The sequence below is a fragment of the Patescibacteria group bacterium genome, assembly GCA_041665365.1.
GTDB lineage: Bacteria > Patescibacteriota > Patescibacteriia > UBA9570 > UBA9570 > UBA9570.
Genome location: JBAYIY010000009.1, coordinates 24071 through 40791 on the forward strand (window position 1 = coordinate 24071; position 16721 = coordinate 40791).

A 16721-nucleotide genomic window follows, 5' to 3' on the forward strand; every position below is an offset into this window, starting at 1 on the left:
ATTAGAATTGGGACAAAAACCTTAAATCATTGTTCATAAAGTAACGAATATCCTTAATACCGTATTTCATCATAGCGAGCCGATCTATACCCATACCAAAGGCAAAGCCAGTATATTGGCCGGGTTTATATCCAGCTGCGGCAAACACTTTAGGATGAATCATGCCGCAGCCTAACATTTCCACCCAACCGGTATGTTTACAAACCGCACAGCCTTTACCAGCGCAAGCCACACACGAACAATCCGCTTCAAAACCTGGTTCGACATATGGGAAATAACCCGGTCTAAGCCTTACCTTGATATCACTATTCAGTAATTTCGACATAGCTAGTTTTAACATATATGTCAGATTGGCAATTGAGATGTCTTTATCCACCACAAAACCTTCCATTTGATAGAAAGTATGCTCATGTGAAGCATCAATGGCTTCATTACGAAACACTCGGCCTGGCACAACCACACGTAATGGTGGTGTAAGTTTTTGCATGAGCCGAACCTGCATATTGGAAGTGTGTGTGCGCATCACTTCTTTTAAGCCGTCAGGGCGGTTAGTATCAAGATAAAAAGTGTCTTGCAAATCGCGCGCCGGATGAGTTTTAGGAATGTTTAAAAATTCAAAACAATAATCTTCCGTTTCACGCTCATTACCTTCATACACAGCAAAACTCATCGATCGAAAAACATCGACCAACTCGTTTTGTACTAAACGCAGCGGGTGAAGCTGACCAAGTTTGATAGCTTCTCCCGGTAATGATTGATCAATTAACTGGTTCTTCATGGGTTGGTTGTCTTTGTAAACTGTATAAGAAGCCCTCTAACAAGCTAAAGAATAACACGAGTAAGCCGGCCGTCATCCAGGTAAATAACTCATGAGCCGTTAAAACTAGTGACAGTAGAACAATGCAGGTGCAAAAAATCGCTTGACGAAAGGTTGGTAGCATTAAATGAAAAGCCACGACAGTTTGCTTGTGCCAGCGTTTTAAGACAATCCGGATCAATAAACCAAATACCACCATCACAGCGAATACCCAGCAGCCCAATGTGGCATAAAACAAACCAATTCCGATTGACCCGGTTTGTGTGGGGTCAATAAACTTAATTACAACCACCCAGGCGGCTAAACTAGCCAGACCGGCTAAACTCATTAGAATTAAAAATCGGCGCACGGGCATGGTGATAGAATAACAGAATCAGTTGAGATATTCAACTAAACTATTTAAGGGCAGCATTGAATTGATCTGGTACGAAAACACCATGGTAAGATTTATCGGTAACAATGAATCTATCAAAGTAATTTATTAACTTCGTGTAAGTCTCAGGTGTAAGTTCAACCCGCGTTGCAGCACAACGAACATACAATTTATCATGATCTTCTATATAAGTCAGGCCATTGGGTCCGCGAAATTTATCAATATCCGCATGGACACTCATAACGTGTTTGACTTCTGTCACAAATTTGGAATAATCCCGCGGTAATTTATCCAAACCAAATTGATCTTGTTCGAATAATCTCATTTCGTGCGGTTCATTGGCTCGATCCAGCACAGCAAAAAATGACTCACGGTGAAACTCATGATCACTAGAACTTTTCAATTTAGTTTTATATTCAGTCATTAACTCATGATACAATTTTTCGCTTAGTGGTGGATGATTACCTGTGACATTATGTAAATCCACCGTGACCTGACCATCGTGTAATCCAAACACCAAACCATTTGGGCTGACAATTTTATGGTTTTTATCGCTGTTAAGTAGAGTTTTTATATTATCGATAAAAGCACCATGATTTTGTGGTTCACCATTGCCCATGAAATGCTGACCTAAATCCACACTTTTTGGTTCAACTACAACCGGTATAGCCAATGGTTCAGCCACGCGACCAGCGGTTTCACCCGTCCACGATCCGCCACTCTCGGCTCGATAATGTTTTACTAATTCTATAGACACAGCTCTTAATTCTGGTTTTTCATATAGCTCCTCAGCGGGTATTTCTTGTAATTCGGGAAACTGATCTGGATTACTATGAACATAAGTATATAAACCTGAATCGATATATCGCGCAACACTTTGACCCGGACGCGGTTCTGCATAATCATTAACAAAATTAGTGATTTTCGGATTTACTTCAACTGGTTCATGCGGTACAGGCACATCATGTTCATGGCCACGTTCATAAAGATAATCGTTCAAGTGTTCCGGAGCAATTTTTTGTTTAGTGGCGACATCATAAAACTCAACTTGTTTATGACCACCAACGTCATGCACTGCCACACTGATTTTTTCACTATCCTTAACACCCACATCAAGTAATTTTACATTATGGCCGTTAACTTTTACTTCTGTAGAATTCAACAAATGTGACATCTCTCGATCGGATACTTGCCCTTTAATGGCATGAGAGACACCTTCTGTGTGGTGAACGATGTGAGTTAGATCAGCCGATTGAACAGGTGGTTCTGGTAAAATTGGACCGACAAATGGTATTGGAGTATGTCCACCTGGTGGAGGTATCACAACCGGATTTTCCACTGGATTAGGTTCAACGTGATCAACTGGTACAGATTCACTTTCCACCCGATGGGCGGCTAAAGATACTAATTCGTCACCAACAAAATAGCCAGCTACAGCACCAGTGAAGGCTAGCGCGCCACGAACGCAGGCATGATAACGTTTTTTAGCAGTCGGTGCATCCGGTTCAAGCCGGGCTAAATCTTTAATATTTTTTAAAGCACCAATATAGGATAAGGCTTGCTCGTATCGGGTGACGATTTCTTGCATAGCCCTATAATCAGTGGGTGATTTTTGTCTAAAATCATTGTCCTGTAATCGTTCTTTAAACTTATTCATTTCTTGTCGGCTGTTGAGCACAAAGTTGATCCAACTACCATTCATTGGTTTTCTCAATTCGATATCAAAAAATTTGACTCGCTTATTCTGTTCAGTAATTGACGTACCTTCAGCCCGGCTGATCAAAGCACGTGCTACTGTGTCGCCAAGTCTAGCGCCAGCCAAAGTTGTCATACCAACTCTTAAACCAGGCCACTCACGGGCAGCGATACCAATGGATGTAAACACCGCTGAAGTTGCCACAGCTTCTAATACTTCACTTTTATCACCAAATATTTCTTTTAAAATACGCGATGAAGATTGACTTTGGGCTTTTTCCTGAGCGGCGGTTTTATTCTCCATGTCAACTAAATTCGCCTGAGCTTGGGCAATTCGTTTGTATGGTTCGGCGACACGATCAAATTCAGCCTGGGCTCTTAATACCGCTTGATAATAAAAAGATTTTTGATCTTCTGATGCACTATAATAGTCTGCTTGTGCTTGCCTTAAATTATCTGTCTCTGTTTTACAATTATCATCTATTAACTTCCCGTAAATCTCTCCTTGTACATCAGCCTGTGTCAGTGCACCTTTGTCAACAAGTTCTTTCTCTTTTTGTGTCGCCAACAGCGCCGCGAGAGTTTCTAAAGTGGTTTTTAAAGTAGCTTCGGCTTGGCCTAGTGTCAGGTTACCATCAATGAACTTCTTTCTACTTTGTTTTATTTGGTTTAATAAAGTAGCCTCATGCCTGCTTTGCTCAGTGGCTTGATTCTGGGTGGTTCTTATTCTATCGGCCATTCTTACTCCCGCCAAAAGGCCAATAGTTGGAATAGCACCGATTCCAGTCATGCTAAGTGCTACACCGCCGGCCGCAATAGCACCGAGCCTACCTACGGTTTTTAAAGTACTCCGTCCAGCGCGTTCTTGCGCGGCGGCTTGTTCAGTAATCAGCATGCGCTGCGCCACAATCACTTGCGCAACTCCTTCTGGACTAATACCAAGTTTTGTCGCCAAAGCAATAACTTCAGGCAAAGCCTTCAATTCAGTATCAGACTTATTAAGATTTTCAAGAGTAATTACACCAGCCAAGGCTTTGATTACATTAGTATCAGATTTAATCTCAGCTTGTTCCAAATATTGAGTATTTACTCCGGGTTTTTTAGCCTGCATTTCACGAACAATAGAACGATCAAATTGATCCATTTCAATTTTCGCTGGATCAAATGAAACAGGATAGTCATCGGGAGCAGTTTTGTAGGCTGTCAATTCAGGTTGACCTAGTTCTTTAAGTCGATCAAGAATTTTTGGGTTACGTTGAACAATTTTTTTAATCCAAATATCGTATATGTTAATCTGTCCGGCATCACGGGCATCGTCTAATATTTGATGTAAAGCCCATACATCTCCCAGTTCAGTGATTTCAATATCATCTTTACGCTCAAGAAATTTTTGTCTGAATTCAGGTAATACTCTAACAAATCTTTCATCAGCCTTTCGATCATTTAACAACCTAATCCAATCTTCAACACCAACTGCCTTCCAGGCTTCTAAATCCACTGGGTTAATTAACCCATTATCATAAGTATTAGCAAACGCCGTCCGCATTAATCTCTCATTCTCTTTATAAGCTAATTTAAAAGCTTCAATTTTTACAACATCATAAGGAACCGGCAAAGGTTCAGTCAGATTACGTGCCGTGGTTAGATACATGTCTTTATCCTTTATGATCAAATCCTCTAATGGATCTTTATCATCAGGGATAACAATAATACTACGATCTTTATCATCACCGGCAGTAACACTCTCATTCTTTCTTAGCTGCTCATTTATTTTATTAGTGGCTGTTTGCATGATTTGTTGTGTCGCAGTGTTAGTGTTGGGTTCATCATTTAAGATTTTTCCCATCTCGGCTTCAGAGGTGTATAAATGAATTCCATTTGAAGTAATAACAATATCATCACCATCATCAAGTTCAACCCTTATTACAGCTTCATCACCAACTGTATTAATTTTACCTAATAAATCAGTGTTTCTATCCGCATCGACGGTTTGTTTTTCCAGTTTATCGCTACCAGCAAAACGTCGATAAACTCTTGAATCACCTAAATTTCCAATAATGGCCGTTCTTTTACCATCAGCACGACGAACGATTTTTACAACGGTAGCGGCGGTACTGATCTCGCTACCGGATGGTCTGGCTTGATCAACATTATCCTGTTTAATTCGGTCATTTATTTCGTTAAAAACATCCCGCAGCACAGCTTTATAGTCATCGATACTACGACAACTACTGAAATCAATAGTCTTAATAATATGGCGCGCCATAAGAGCGGCTTCACTGCCACCAACTGCCGTATGAACGCCATCAAAAATACCGTATAATTCCTTACTAGGCTCCATTAATACAACATCTTCGTTTTCATTTTTACCAGGATGTTCAGGGCCAGCTTCTGTTTTGTTACTAATCTTACGTAGGCGTTTTTCAGGATTAGCCACAGCATCAATTTTCGTCTCGGCGGCGCGTTGTAAATCGGCGGCATGTTTGTCTGTTTCATACAGTTTTTTACTATCTTCAGGAGTAGCCACACCTCTATATTCACGTTGTTTTGCGGCAATATATCTACCTAACTCACGAATACCACCTTTAGCTCTGGCAGCGGACATCTCAGCAGAAAAACCAATTGGTCTTTTAGATTCAATTTTCTTTATTTCTGGTCGTGGCGTTGGGTCAGACATAGGATTTTTTAAGGTTATTATTTACTATTTGGTTTGATTTTTACCTTTAATCACTATCACCGTTCGGTCATCCTCTGTTTTATTGTTCGGACCAATCCGTAAGCCATCTTTGGATAACTGTAATAAACGATCGGCATTAACTTGGGCAGAGTCATCAGGGTTAATACCAGCTGCCAGATCGTTATGTGGCACAAGATCGGATATGCCATCAGTACATAACACTAGTGTATCACCGGCTTCTAGCACTTTTGTAACAATGTGTACTTCATTTGCTTCTTGACCACCTAATACACTGGTAAGATTTAACATTTTATACAAGGTTCGTTCAGAAAATTTATTATCATCAAGAACATATTTTTTTTCGCTATCCAATTCATCAACTGAACGTATTGTACTAAATAATCGATTTAACCTATTTATTTCTGCTAGTGTAATTGGTTTACCGGCTATATCTAATTGAGTTAAATAATTATCATCGACTGATACTTGTAGTAACTCACTGGATTGTTTCTTGACATAAAAACGAGAATCACCAACAGACGCACAAATGGCTATTGTTTTATCCCCCAATTTTCGTATTATAACAACCGTCGCTGTGGTGGCACCTTCTGTCAAATCATCAATTATATGACCATCGGAAAAATACACAGCCTGTTCAATAATTTGGCGAATTGCTTTGATATCAGTGATATCGTCAGTCAAATTTTTATCTAAATATTGTGTAACCATGGCGCGGGCTAATTCGGCGGCAGCGCGGGCACCTGTAATACCACCGGCACCATCATAAACGGCAAAGAAACCATGTTCTGGATCGGCGGTATAAGCGTCTTCACACACGGTATGACCAGGGTCTGGTTCTTGGGCAATACCAACATCAAACGGTTCTTTCTCCCTGCTTTCTGATTCAGGTAACGGTCTAGGTGGTTTTGGTTCGCGCTTTGGTTCAGACATAGTTTAGGCTTGATGTAACTTATCTAAAGTGTCTTTGATTTTATCGTGATCGATTTTGGCTACCACTCGCTTTATAACTTCATCTTGTTCAGTTTTTAAATCATTCAGTTGTGCCATAAAATCGTCATAAATGCGATGAATCAATTTTATTTTTGCTTCCTCCTGTGGAGATAACTCCATAAGTAGAGCCTATTTTTGCGACTTCAAAAACTCGACCGCTAAATCGGTGAGGGCGGTTTTAATCTTGTCGGCAAATTTTTCGGTAGTATTTTTGGTCAAAAAATCATTCACAGCTGTTTGATCAATTTTATCAGGATTGGCAACTAATTCAGTAAATTGGCCAGCTTGCTCGTCGTTTAGTTCCTCCATAATAACCACTCCAATACGGCGATAGGCTTGTACCATTAATTGATCCTGAAGACTTTGTTTAAAATCGTCTGGCAAGGTATCTAATTTGGCCTCTTTCATTAGATTTAGCACGAATTCATTCACTGGATCCATATATTTTATTATTTATTTAGTAGATTCTTATTAACTTGATACTTTATATAACATTTTTTTGAAAATGTCAATATTTTTTTGACTTATCCACAATAAAAATGGCTTTATTTATTGACTGGTTACTGTCTTTCCAGTACTCTATAGGCGCCATGAAATCACCATACCTTATGGCCATGGCTGTTTCTAGCGGAAACATACTTGGTCCTTTACTCCTATTTGGAGGCATTGGTTACCTAATAAGTAAGCAAACTGGATCAAATATTTATGTGCTTGCGGGCATATTTGTTGCCTTTATCACATCAAACCTGTTAATTTTTACAACCACAAGAAAATTTCTTTCCTATTTACAACATGGCCGAGACAACGGACACACAACCGATCACAGCTGAGCAAGTCAGTGAAGAACACTCCGAGGAAGGTGGCATTCATGTTAGCTTAAAACCCGAGGTTATTTTCAATATCGGCCCAATGCCAGTAACAAATTCAATGCTATCGGCCTATACAGTTAGCCTGTTTTTAATAGTGTTGACAGTTATTATTCGTCTTAAATTAAAAACTGTTCCAGGCAAATTACAATTTTTCTATGAGACAGTACTTACTAGTGTATATGGTTTTATTAAGGATACCACCAAAAATGAACCACTAACCAAATGGTTTTTCCCAGTCTTTATGACCCTGGTAATGTTCTTTTGGACGGCTAATATGGCTAATTTTATCCCTGGTTTATTGGCTTTACGCGTGAATGGAGCTCATTTATATCGCCCGGCTTTGGCCGATTACGCCTTAGTTATTGGGGTGACTTTATGCATGTTTATTTTTTCTCAATTTACCGTCTTTAAGTTTGTTGGAGTAAAAATGTACTTAAAACACTTTTTTAATTTTTCTAGTCCAATAAATTTCTTTGTTGGCTTGCTGGAAATGATCGGTGAAGTCGCCCGGGTGTTGTCATTATCATTTCGTTTATTTGGTAATATTTTCTCGGAAGAAGTTTTGATGTTAGTAATGTTATCGATTGCACCATTTGTTGCCCCCATTCCCTTTGCCATGCTTGGTTTATTAACGGCCACCATTCAGGCGATATTGTTTCCCCTGCTGTTGTTGCTGTTTGTAAATATTTCCGTGGAGGAAGGCCTTCATGCCCAGCATGCTCAATTAACTAATTCATAATTATTTATATATCTCTTATGGATATCGAAGTTGCAAAAATGTTCGCCGCCGCCATCGCCGTCAGTGTCGGTTGTGCTGGCCCAGCGATCGCGCAAGGCCTAATGGCTAAACAAACCATGGAATCGATCGGGCGTAATCCCAGTATCGAAAACACCATATTTAGTAAGTTGGTTATTGCCATGGCTATCACCGAATCGCTCGGTATTTACTCATTGGTTATTGCCTTGCTCATTCTGTTTGTCTAGTAATCTATGGAACTGTTCTCTGCGCTCGGCATAGACTACAAAATCCTCATTGCGCAGGTGATTAATTTTGCTGTACTTGGTTTTATCTTGTACAAAGTTGGCTATAAACCAATTTTAAAGTTTGTGCAGGATCGTACCGCCACCATTGAATTGGGCGTAAAACAAGCTGAGGAGGCCAAGCTAGCCATCACTGCAGCGACCGCTGATCAGCAAAATATTATCAAACAAGCCAAGGTAGCTGCTCAAAAACTATTAGATGAAGCCAAAGAGCAATCATTGGTACAAGGGCAACAACTGGTTGAACGCAGTAAAGTCGCGGCCAGTAAAGTAGTTGAGCAAGCCAAACATGACATCAGATTAGAGCACGATAAAATGATGCAAGGGGCTAAAGCTGAATTAAGTGAGTTAGTGCTATTAGCGACCGAAAAAATTCTCAAACAGAAACTAACAGCTGAGGCGGATAAAAGTTTAATTGAAAAAACTATCCATGAAATATAGTGCCCGTATTTACGCTGAAACTTGGTTTTCCTCTTTGTCTGAGGCACCAAATTCTGACTGGGCAAAGCTGTCGACTAATTACTTACAGCACATTTATCGCCATGGTCATATAAAATGGCTACCGGAAATTGTCAGATTAATTGCGGAATTAGAACACAAGAAAAATGGCACAACCCCAGTGGTTGTCACTACCGCGCATAATGCTGACGAAAATCTCGTGAAACAATTGACAGACAAAATTTTACCCAACACCACCGTTGTCATCGAACAGCGCGTTGATCCAGCCATGCTCGGTGGTATTAAACTTGCCACCTCAAACCAACGCTGGGATGCCTCAGTGCTGGGACATTTAAACCATTTAGCACATAGCCTTTCTTTATGAACGAATCGATTGTACAACACCTAAAAGAAGAAATTGCCAACTTTAAGCAGACGGTAGCAGCTGAAGAAATCGGCACAGTGATTGAAATTGGCGATGGTATCGTAAAAGCGGTTGGTTTAGCGAATGTGCGCGGTTCAGAAATGGTTGAGTTTGATAATGGTGTCCAAGGGGTCGCTTTGAACTTGGAAGAAGGCATGGTTGGTATCATGGTGATGGGAGAGTTTAGTGGCATCAGTGAAGGTATGACGGTTAAAGCGCTTGGTAAAATATTAGAAGTGCCAGTGGGTGAGGCCATGATTGGTCGCGTGGTTGATGCACTTGGCCGACCGAAAGATGGTAAGGGACCAATCAAAACTGATAAGACATACCCCATGGAGCGCATTGCGCCTGGTGTAATCACACGGAAATCGGTACATCAACCAGTACAAACCGGCCTTAAATCAATCGATGCTATGACACCGGTCGGGCGTGGTCAACGCGAATTGATTATCGGTGATCGGCAAACTGGAAAAACCGCCGTGGCCATTGACACCATTCTCAATCAGAAGGGTCAAAATATGATGTGTATTTATGTAGCGATTGGTCAAAAAGAAAGTAAAATTGCTCAATTGGTGGCTAAACTTGAAGAGAAAGGCGCTATGGAATACACAGTGGTGGTATGTACCAGTGCTGCTGAGCCGGCCGCATTATCTTTCTTAGCACCTTATGCTGGTTGTGCCATGGGTGAGTATTTTATGGATAATGGCAAAGATGCTTTAATTGTTTATGACGATCTCTCCAAACATGCCGTCGCTTACCGGCAAATTTCATTATTACTCCGTCGCCCACCCGGCCGAGAAGCTTACCCAGGCGATGTATTTTATCTACACTCACGTTTATTAGAACGCGCTGCAAAATTAAATGAAGACAACGGTAATGGTTCACTCACTGCCCTACCGATTATTGAAACCCAAGGTAATGATGTGTCAGCTTATATTCCGACTAATGTGATTTCGATTACTGACGGGCAGATTTATTTAGAAACCAATTTATTTAATAAGGGTTTCCGTCCAGCCATTAACGTTGGGTTATCAGTTTCTCGTGTCGGTGGTGCGGCTCAGATTAAAGCTATGAAAAAAGTCGCCGGTACCTTGCGGCTTGGTCTAGCTCAATTTCGTGAATTAGAAGCCTTTACCCAGTTTGGTTCTGATCTTGATGAAACCACCAAAAAACAATTAGAACGTGGTAAACGTTTAGAAGAGCTACTTAAACAGAAGCAATTTGAACCATTAGCCGTTGAGCATCAAGTGGTGCAAATATATGCTGTCACCAAAGGTTTAACCGATGACGTACCGGCTCATACTATTGAAAGTTTTAGTAGCAATTTAATTACATACATTGAACAACACGCACCACAACTATTTGAAAAGATTCGTACTGATAAAGCCTTCGATGATGCCTGGGAAGAAAAACTACAAGCTACTATTAAAGAATATAAAAACACTCTAGCGCGGTAATATGGCATTACAAGGTCGTGAAATAAAAAACCGGTTACGGTCCATCAAAAACTCCAAAAAGATAACAAAAGCGATGGAGCTGGTTTCGGCTGCCAAAATGCGTCGCGCCGTACAATCGGCTTTGAATACACGCACCTATTCGAATTTACTGTGGGATATTATCAGACGAGTGAAGCCAACCGATTCATCTAATATCTTTTTTGATAAACCCAAGGGCGAACATACCACGATAGTTTTGTTCACATCAAACAGAGGTTTGTGTGGAGCGTTTAATTCTAACGTGATAAAAAAAGTCATTCAAATCATTAAAGAAATTGGGCGAGATAATGTTACTGTAGTGGCGATTGGTAAAAAAGGCGTTAGCACTTTAAATAATATTGGTATCAAAGCAGAGTTCGCTTATGTAAAAGATGATAGTGCCAAGACTACCGCCTCTATTGCTGAAATAGCTGCGTATTTACATAAACAATATGCCTTGGGAAAAACTAGTCGAGTACTGGTAGCGTATACCGATTATCAATCAACCGTCTTACAAACTCCGGTGGTAAAACAGTTATTTCCCTTGATAGAAGCTAGTAGCATTACCGCGGCGGTCGATAATATTTCAGTCGATACATCAACGATGCTTGATTACATTTATGAACCAAATAAACTTGATGTGTTAGAATACGTCATACCGCGCCTGACTGAAGTTCAGCTGTACCAAGCTCTTTTAGAAAGTAATGCGTCTGAACATAGTGCCAGAATGTTAGCGATGAAGAACGCTACTGATGCGGCTGGTGATATGATTGATGAATTAGTACTGGCCTTTAATCGGGCACGCCAGGCCACCATTACTAAAGAAATTGCTGAAATCTCAGCTGGAACAGCCGCAGTCGCTTAATAAACTTATATAACTATTATTAATTCACACGGTATGTCGAACGGAAAAATATCACAAGTAATCGGGCCAGTGGTAGACGTTGCCTTTGTAGGTGAGTTACCCGCCCTGTTAGACGCTTTAGAAATTACCCTAGACGGTAAAAAAATTGTCTTAGAAGTCCAGGCACATGTTGGGTCATCTACAGTGCGCACCATTGCCATGGGCTCAACTGATGGCTTACAGCGTGGCTTAGAAGTAGTTGCGACCGGCCGCTCCATCTCTGTGCCAGTTGGTAAAGAATCACTCGGTAGAATTTTTAATGTCACCGGAGATGTAATAGATGGTGGTGAACCTATTGCCACTTCTGTTAAACGCAATAGTATTCATCAAGCACCACCAAAATTTGAAGATCAATCTACTAAAGTAGAAATTCTCGAAACCGGTATTAAGGTCATCGATTTAATCTGCCCCTTTATCAAGGGTGGTAAAATCGGTTTATTTGGCGGCGCCGGTGTTGGTAAAACCGTTATTGTACAAGAGTTGATTAACAACATTGCTACTGCGCACGGTGGCTACTCGGTTTTTGCCGGTGTCGGTGAACGAACTCGTGAAGGTAATGATTTGTTTCATGAAATGAAAGATGCCGGTGTTTTACCAAAACTAGCCATGGTTTTTGGCCAAATGAATGAACCACCTGGCGCCCGCGCTCGCGTAGCCTTAACTGGTTTAACCATTGCTGAGCATTTTCGTGATGTCGACCACCAGGATGTATTGCTTTTCGTGGATAACATTTTCCGTTTCACGCAGGCTGGTTCAGAAATGTCTGCCTTACTTGGTCGCATTCCATCAGCCGTCGGTTACCAGCCAACGTTGGCTCAAGAAATGGGTGGCTTACAAGAGCGGATCACCTCGACTAAAAATGGTTCAATTACTTCTGTACAGGCTGTTTACGTGCCAGCCGATGACTTAACTGATCCAGCTCCGGCCACCACCTTTTCTCACTTAGATTCCACCGTGGTATTGAACCGTTCCTTGGCTGAATTAGGCATCTATCCAGCGGTTGATCCATTAGATTCAACTTCGACCATTTTGTCACCGCAGATTGTTGGTGAGGAACATTATCGGGTGGCTCGAGCGGTGCAGCAGGTTTTACAACGCTATAAAGACCTGCAAGATATTATTGCTATTCTGGGTATGGAAGAATTAACCGATGAAGATAAAATGACTGTGTCACGGGCTCGTAAAATTCAACGTTTCTTATCACAACCTTTCTTTGTGGCTGAAACCTTTACCGGAGCACCAGGCAAATACGTCAAATTAACCGACACCATTCGCGCTTTCTCCGAAATTATCGCCGGTAAGCACGACGATAAGCCTGAACAAGCCTTCTACATGAAGGGTGGCATTGAAGAAGTTAAAGCCGAATAATATGAAACTACAGCTCAAACTGGTTACGCCGATTACAACTGTCTTTGAGCAGGAAGTTGACGGGGTTAGTTTACCCACGCAAATGGGTCAGATCACGGTTTTACCAAATCACACTGAAATAGTCAGTGTGCTCACCGCCGGTGAATTAATTGTTCGTAACGATGACAAACAATTCCCCTTGGCCGTCAGTGGTGGTTTGGTAGAAGTAAATAAAAATACTCTTTACGTGTTAGCCGATTCAGCCGAACATGCTCAAGATATCGACATCACAGCCGCGGAAAGTAGAACCCAACAACTCGAGCAAGATCTTAAAGAGCGCACCGACCTTGATCTCAATACCTATACATTATTGCAGCGTCAACTCGAAGCTGAACGTGCCAAACTGCATGTTGCCAAAAAATGGCACAAATAAACATGTCTCTACTGGTGACGCGGTACAATCTCAATCTGTTGGCGTAGTTTTACGATACTGTTTTCGGATATGCAACCTCTAATACTACTACCAGCATAAATAGTTGTATTTCTACCAATAATGGTACCTGGATTAAGAATAGCACCTGATCCAATTTCAACATTATCGCCCAACACAGCGCCAAATTTACGTAAACCAGTGTCAATTGTTTCTGTTTCAGTGACAATCACTACATTTTTGCCGTCAGTTTTAAAATTTGCCAACACCGCTCCCCCACCCAAATGTACTTTATACCCCACCACACTATCACCCACATAATTAAAATGAGGTAGTACCACATCATCAAAGATCAAACAGTGTTTTACTTCAGTGGCATGCCCAATAATACAGTTTCTACCAATCACACTGTACGGGCGTATATAGGCTCCAAAACCAATCGTGGTGTTATCACCGATCACTACCGGTCCTTCGATTCTGGCTTGAGAATCAATGACTACATTTTTACCACAAATAATATCAGTCTTTCCTTTTGTTAAGTTATCCACATAGCTTTTTAAAGCTAACAAAATTTCCCAAGGAAATTTTTTATCCTTAAATAACACCGCATGCTCAGTATGGGTCAAATCGAGTAATGTTGTAGTTTTAAGATTCATGAAATATGAAATAAATCCTTAGCGTTTTTAGTAGTTTGCTTAACTAAATCAGTATAGCTGATACCTTTAATATCGGCCAGGTGACGCGCCACGAACTCCACAAAACTAGGTTCATTTCTTTTACCGCGCTTTGGTATTGGCGCTAAATATGGGGCATCGGTTTCTAATAACAAACGATCTAGTGGCACTAATCTGGCACTGGCCTGCACCTCTTTGGCACTCGGAAAAGTGACAATTCCGGTAAAACCAATATAAAAACCTAACTCTAAAAATTTTGGAATATACTGTGGTGTGCCAGTATAACAATGGATTGTCCCGGTTATGTTATTTTTATAATCATTAAGGATTTTGAGTAAATCATCAAATGCAGCCACTGTGTCCGTTGTGTGTGTGGCCGCATCGCGACAGTGAATAATCACCGGTAATTTTAGGTCTTGAGCTAGTTCAATATGTTGTCTTAATACTTCATTCTGTTTTTCAGCATAACCTCGGCCATGGTAGTAATCCAAACCACACTCACCTATGGCCTTAACTCGTTTAGATGATAAGGCCAGCTTTTTATAGTTGTCAGGAATAAATGTTTCGGCTCGTGTTTTAATGATTTGCACCGATTCACCAATGGCCTGTGCTTCAACTACATCTTCGAGTAAATGTAATGGATGCAGACCAACCGCCGCATAAATATCGCCACCTAATTCATCAGCGATGAGCACGGAGCGTTGCGATGATTCCCATTGTGTTCCAACATTGATTAATCCAATATTCTTATCAATGGCTCGTTGTAAAACTACTCGATAATCATTGAGAAAAGGCTGAAAATTAACGTGGGTGTGTGTATCCACTAATATAGCCATATAGAACTGTACCGATAATAGTAAGCCACGTGCCTAAAAAAGAGCTCTCAATAACCGTGCTGACTTCTTTTGGTAATGAGATAGTGTCTAAATATCCAAACAGGACGGTTATTAGTACTAAATTTATTATCACACTTAATAAGCCACCAATTAATTTACTCAATAAAGCCAAGAAAGGGATGTTGAATGATTTTGTGCCTAATAGAAAACTTAGGCCTAACCAACTTAATATAATCCAATCAACTATGTTCATAAAGGTATGTTATAAAATTCTGGGAAATAAAGGGGGCATTTTTTTAATGTGATCTTGAGCAAAATGCTCTTGAATACTTTTAGCAGTATCTGGTAAAAATGGCTCTAGGGCTAAGCCAATATCTTGCACTAAAACCACTAATTTAGCTAATACTAAACTGAGTTTTTCTGGATTACTTTTAGTAAATAACTCCCAAGGTTTTTCATCATCCACCATTTTATTGGCTTGACGCACAATTTTCCAAATGGCCTCCAAGGCTTCATTAAACCGAAACTGGCTAGTGAGTTGGTTAACATCTTCCAGTTGATATTCCGGCTCTGGTAATTCAATGGCCGGCAAGACACCAGCTAAATAACGTTCCACCATATTTGATACGCGACTAACTAAATTACCCAAATCATTAGCTAAATCGGCATTATAACGCTCAATAAATTTAGCTTCAGACCAATCACCGTCTTCTACAGGCGGAATTTCTCTTAATAAATAATATCTAACTGCATCCGCGCCATAACTGTGAATATACTCGAATGGATCAACTACATTACCCAATGTCTTGCTCATTTTTTTGCCTTCAGACGAAACATAACCATGAATAAAAAGTGCCTTAGGCAGAGCAATATGCGCTGAGAGCAACATGGCCGGCCAATAGATGGCATGAAATCTTGATATGCCTTTACCAATCACATGTAAATCGGCTGGCCAATATTTTTTAAATAAGGCTGTATCACCTGATCCATAGCCAAGTGCTGTGATGTAATTACTCAAAGCATCAAACCAAACATACATCACTTGCTCAGCATCACCCGGTACGGCCACTCCCCAATCTTTGGCGCGCCCACGTGACCGTGAAATAGAAAAATCGTCCAGCCCCATATTAATAAAAGACAGTACTTCATTTTTTCTAAATTTGGGATAAATTAACAATTCACCAGATTCAATCAAACGTTTCAAACGATCTTGATAAGAGGATAATCTAAAGAAATAATTTTCTTCTTGGATTTCCTCAGGTTTCGTATTGTGCTCAGGGCATAACCCGTTTACCAAATCTTTTTCCGTGTAATAAGCTTCGCACCCAACACAATACAAGCCATGATAGGTTTTTTTATAAATATCTTCTGGTCGACATGCTGACCACAAGGCCTGCGCTCCACGATGATGCTGTTCGGATGATGTGCGAAAAAACTGATCAGTTGTGATATTTAGTAATTTAACCAAGTCTTGAAAACTAGCGGCGTGTTGATTACATAACTCTTGCACAGTTAAGTCGGCTTGTTCGGCGGCGCGCACATTCTTTAAACTATTTTCATCAACACCAGTTAAAAAATACGTATCATCACCAATAATACGATGATATCTAACTAGCACATCGGATTGGACGAGTTCCAGCGCAAAACCGACGTGTGGCTTTGAATTGACGTACGGTATAGCCGTTGTGAGATAGTATGGTTTGGCCATAA

The 16721-nt window shown here is 40.6% G+C and carries 18 protein-coding genes; 8 read left to right on the top strand and 10 right to left on the bottom strand.

The annotated features are described in order from the left end of the window. Position 1: 1 nt before the first annotated feature. Genes pheS through WCV88_04830 form a run of 6 tightly spaced genes read right to left on the bottom strand, consistent with a single transcriptional unit; the run spans position 2 to position 7014 of the window. On the bottom strand, positions 2–778 hold the full coding sequence (pheS, locus tag WCV88_04805) for a phenylalanine--tRNA ligase subunit alpha (protein MFA6475485.1): 777 nt from the start codon (positions 776–778) through the stop codon (positions 2–4). After that, positions 759–1172, bottom strand: coding sequence for a hypothetical protein (locus WCV88_04810; protein ID MFA6475486.1), 414 nt, complete (start codon positions 1170–1172; stop codon positions 759–761). The genes pheS and WCV88_04810 overlap by 20 nt, the downstream gene beginning before the upstream one ends. Before the next feature lie 40 nt (positions 1173–1212). Then, positions 1213–5562 (bottom strand): hypothetical protein, encoded by a 4350-nt coding sequence (locus tag WCV88_04815; protein MFA6475487.1) that lies wholly within the window; start codon positions 5560–5562, stop codon positions 1213–1215. A gap of 24 nt (positions 5563–5586) precedes the next feature. Continuing rightward, on the bottom strand, positions 5587–6513 hold the full coding sequence (locus WCV88_04820; protein ID MFA6475488.1) for a protein phosphatase 2C domain-containing protein: 927 nt from the start codon (positions 6511–6513) through the stop codon (positions 5587–5589). 3 nt (positions 6514–6516) lie between these two features. Beyond that, positions 6517–6693 (bottom strand): hypothetical protein, encoded by a 177-nt coding sequence (locus WCV88_04825; protein MFA6475489.1) that lies wholly within the window; start codon positions 6691–6693, stop codon positions 6517–6519. A gap of 9 nt (positions 6694–6702) precedes the next feature. Beyond that, the gene (locus WCV88_04830) at positions 6703–7014 is read right to left on the bottom strand and encodes a hypothetical protein (protein ID MFA6475490.1); all 312 of its coding nucleotides are present in this window, start codon (positions 7012–7014) and stop codon (positions 6703–6705) included. Between the two features lie 351 nt (positions 7015–7365). On the opposite strand from WCV88_04830, the gene WCV88_04835 reads away from it, so the two are divergent. The 8 genes from WCV88_04835 to atpC are packed head-to-tail and all read left to right on the top strand — an operon-like array spanning position 7366 to position 13504. Further along, the gene (locus WCV88_04835) at positions 7366–8181 is read left to right on the top strand and encodes a FoF1 ATP synthase subunit a (protein MFA6475491.1); all 816 of its coding nucleotides are present in this window, start codon (positions 7366–7368) and stop codon (positions 8179–8181) included. Positions 8182–8198: 17 nt separating this feature from the next. Beyond that, on the top strand, positions 8199–8426 hold the full coding sequence (gene atpE / locus WCV88_04840) for an ATP synthase F0 subunit C (GenBank protein ID MFA6475492.1): 228 nt from the start codon (positions 8199–8201) through the stop codon (positions 8424–8426). Between the two features lie 6 nt (positions 8427–8432). Further along, positions 8433–8924 carry a F0F1 ATP synthase subunit B gene (atpF, locus tag WCV88_04845; protein ID MFA6475493.1) on the top strand — a complete coding sequence of 164 codons (492 nt, stop codon included), beginning with the start codon at positions 8433–8435 and terminating at the stop codon, positions 8922–8924. Next, positions 8914–9306: a F0F1 ATP synthase subunit delta gene (locus tag WCV88_04850; protein ID MFA6475494.1), complete on the top strand. Its 393-nt coding sequence runs from the start codon at positions 8914–8916 to the stop codon at positions 9304–9306. Before atpF ends, WCV88_04850 begins: the two co-directional genes overlap by 11 nt. Further along, the gene (gene atpA, locus WCV88_04855) at positions 9303–10802 is read left to right on the top strand and encodes a F0F1 ATP synthase subunit alpha (GenBank protein MFA6475495.1); all 1500 of its coding nucleotides are present in this window, start codon (positions 9303–9305) and stop codon (positions 10800–10802) included. Before WCV88_04850 ends, atpA begins: the two co-directional genes overlap by 4 nt. A gap of 1 nt (position 10803) precedes the next feature. Then, positions 10804–11685, top strand: coding sequence for an ATP synthase F1 subunit gamma (gene atpG / locus WCV88_04860; GenBank protein MFA6475496.1), 882 nt, complete (start codon positions 10804–10806; stop codon positions 11683–11685). Positions 11686–11718: 33 nt separating this feature from the next. Then, positions 11719–13092: a F0F1 ATP synthase subunit beta gene (atpD, locus tag WCV88_04865; GenBank protein MFA6475497.1), complete on the top strand. Its 1374-nt coding sequence runs from the start codon at positions 11719–11721 to the stop codon at positions 13090–13092. Between the two features lies 1 nt (position 13093). Continuing rightward, the gene (atpC, locus tag WCV88_04870; protein ID MFA6475498.1) at positions 13094–13504 is read left to right on the top strand and encodes an ATP synthase F1 subunit epsilon; all 411 of its coding nucleotides are present in this window, start codon (positions 13094–13096) and stop codon (positions 13502–13504) included. 8 nt (positions 13505–13512) lie between these two features. Here the strand turns inward: atpC and WCV88_04875 are convergent, their stop codons facing one another. From WCV88_04875 to metG, 4 genes are read right to left on the bottom strand one after another with little or no spacing between them, the layout of a single operon-like run. Continuing rightward, the gene (locus WCV88_04875; protein MFA6475499.1) at positions 13513–14157 is read right to left on the bottom strand and encodes a UDP-N-acetylglucosamine pyrophosphorylase; all 645 of its coding nucleotides are present in this window, start codon (positions 14155–14157) and stop codon (positions 13513–13515) included. After that, positions 14154–15011, bottom strand: coding sequence for a TatD family hydrolase (locus WCV88_04880; GenBank protein ID MFA6475500.1), 858 nt, complete (start codon positions 15009–15011; stop codon positions 14154–14156). Before WCV88_04880 ends, WCV88_04875 begins: the two co-directional genes overlap by 4 nt. Then, positions 14977–15264, bottom strand: a complete 288-nt coding sequence (locus WCV88_04885) for a hypothetical protein (GenBank protein ID MFA6475501.1) — start codon at positions 15262–15264, stop codon at positions 14977–14979. The genes WCV88_04880 and WCV88_04885 overlap by 35 nt, the downstream gene beginning before the upstream one ends. A 9-nt stretch (positions 15265–15273) precedes the next feature. Beyond that, positions 15274–16719 carry a methionine--tRNA ligase gene (gene metG / locus WCV88_04890; GenBank protein ID MFA6475502.1) on the bottom strand — a complete coding sequence of 482 codons (1446 nt, stop codon included), beginning with the start codon at positions 16717–16719 and terminating at the stop codon, positions 15274–15276. Between the last annotated feature and the right edge of the window lie 2 nt (positions 16720–16721).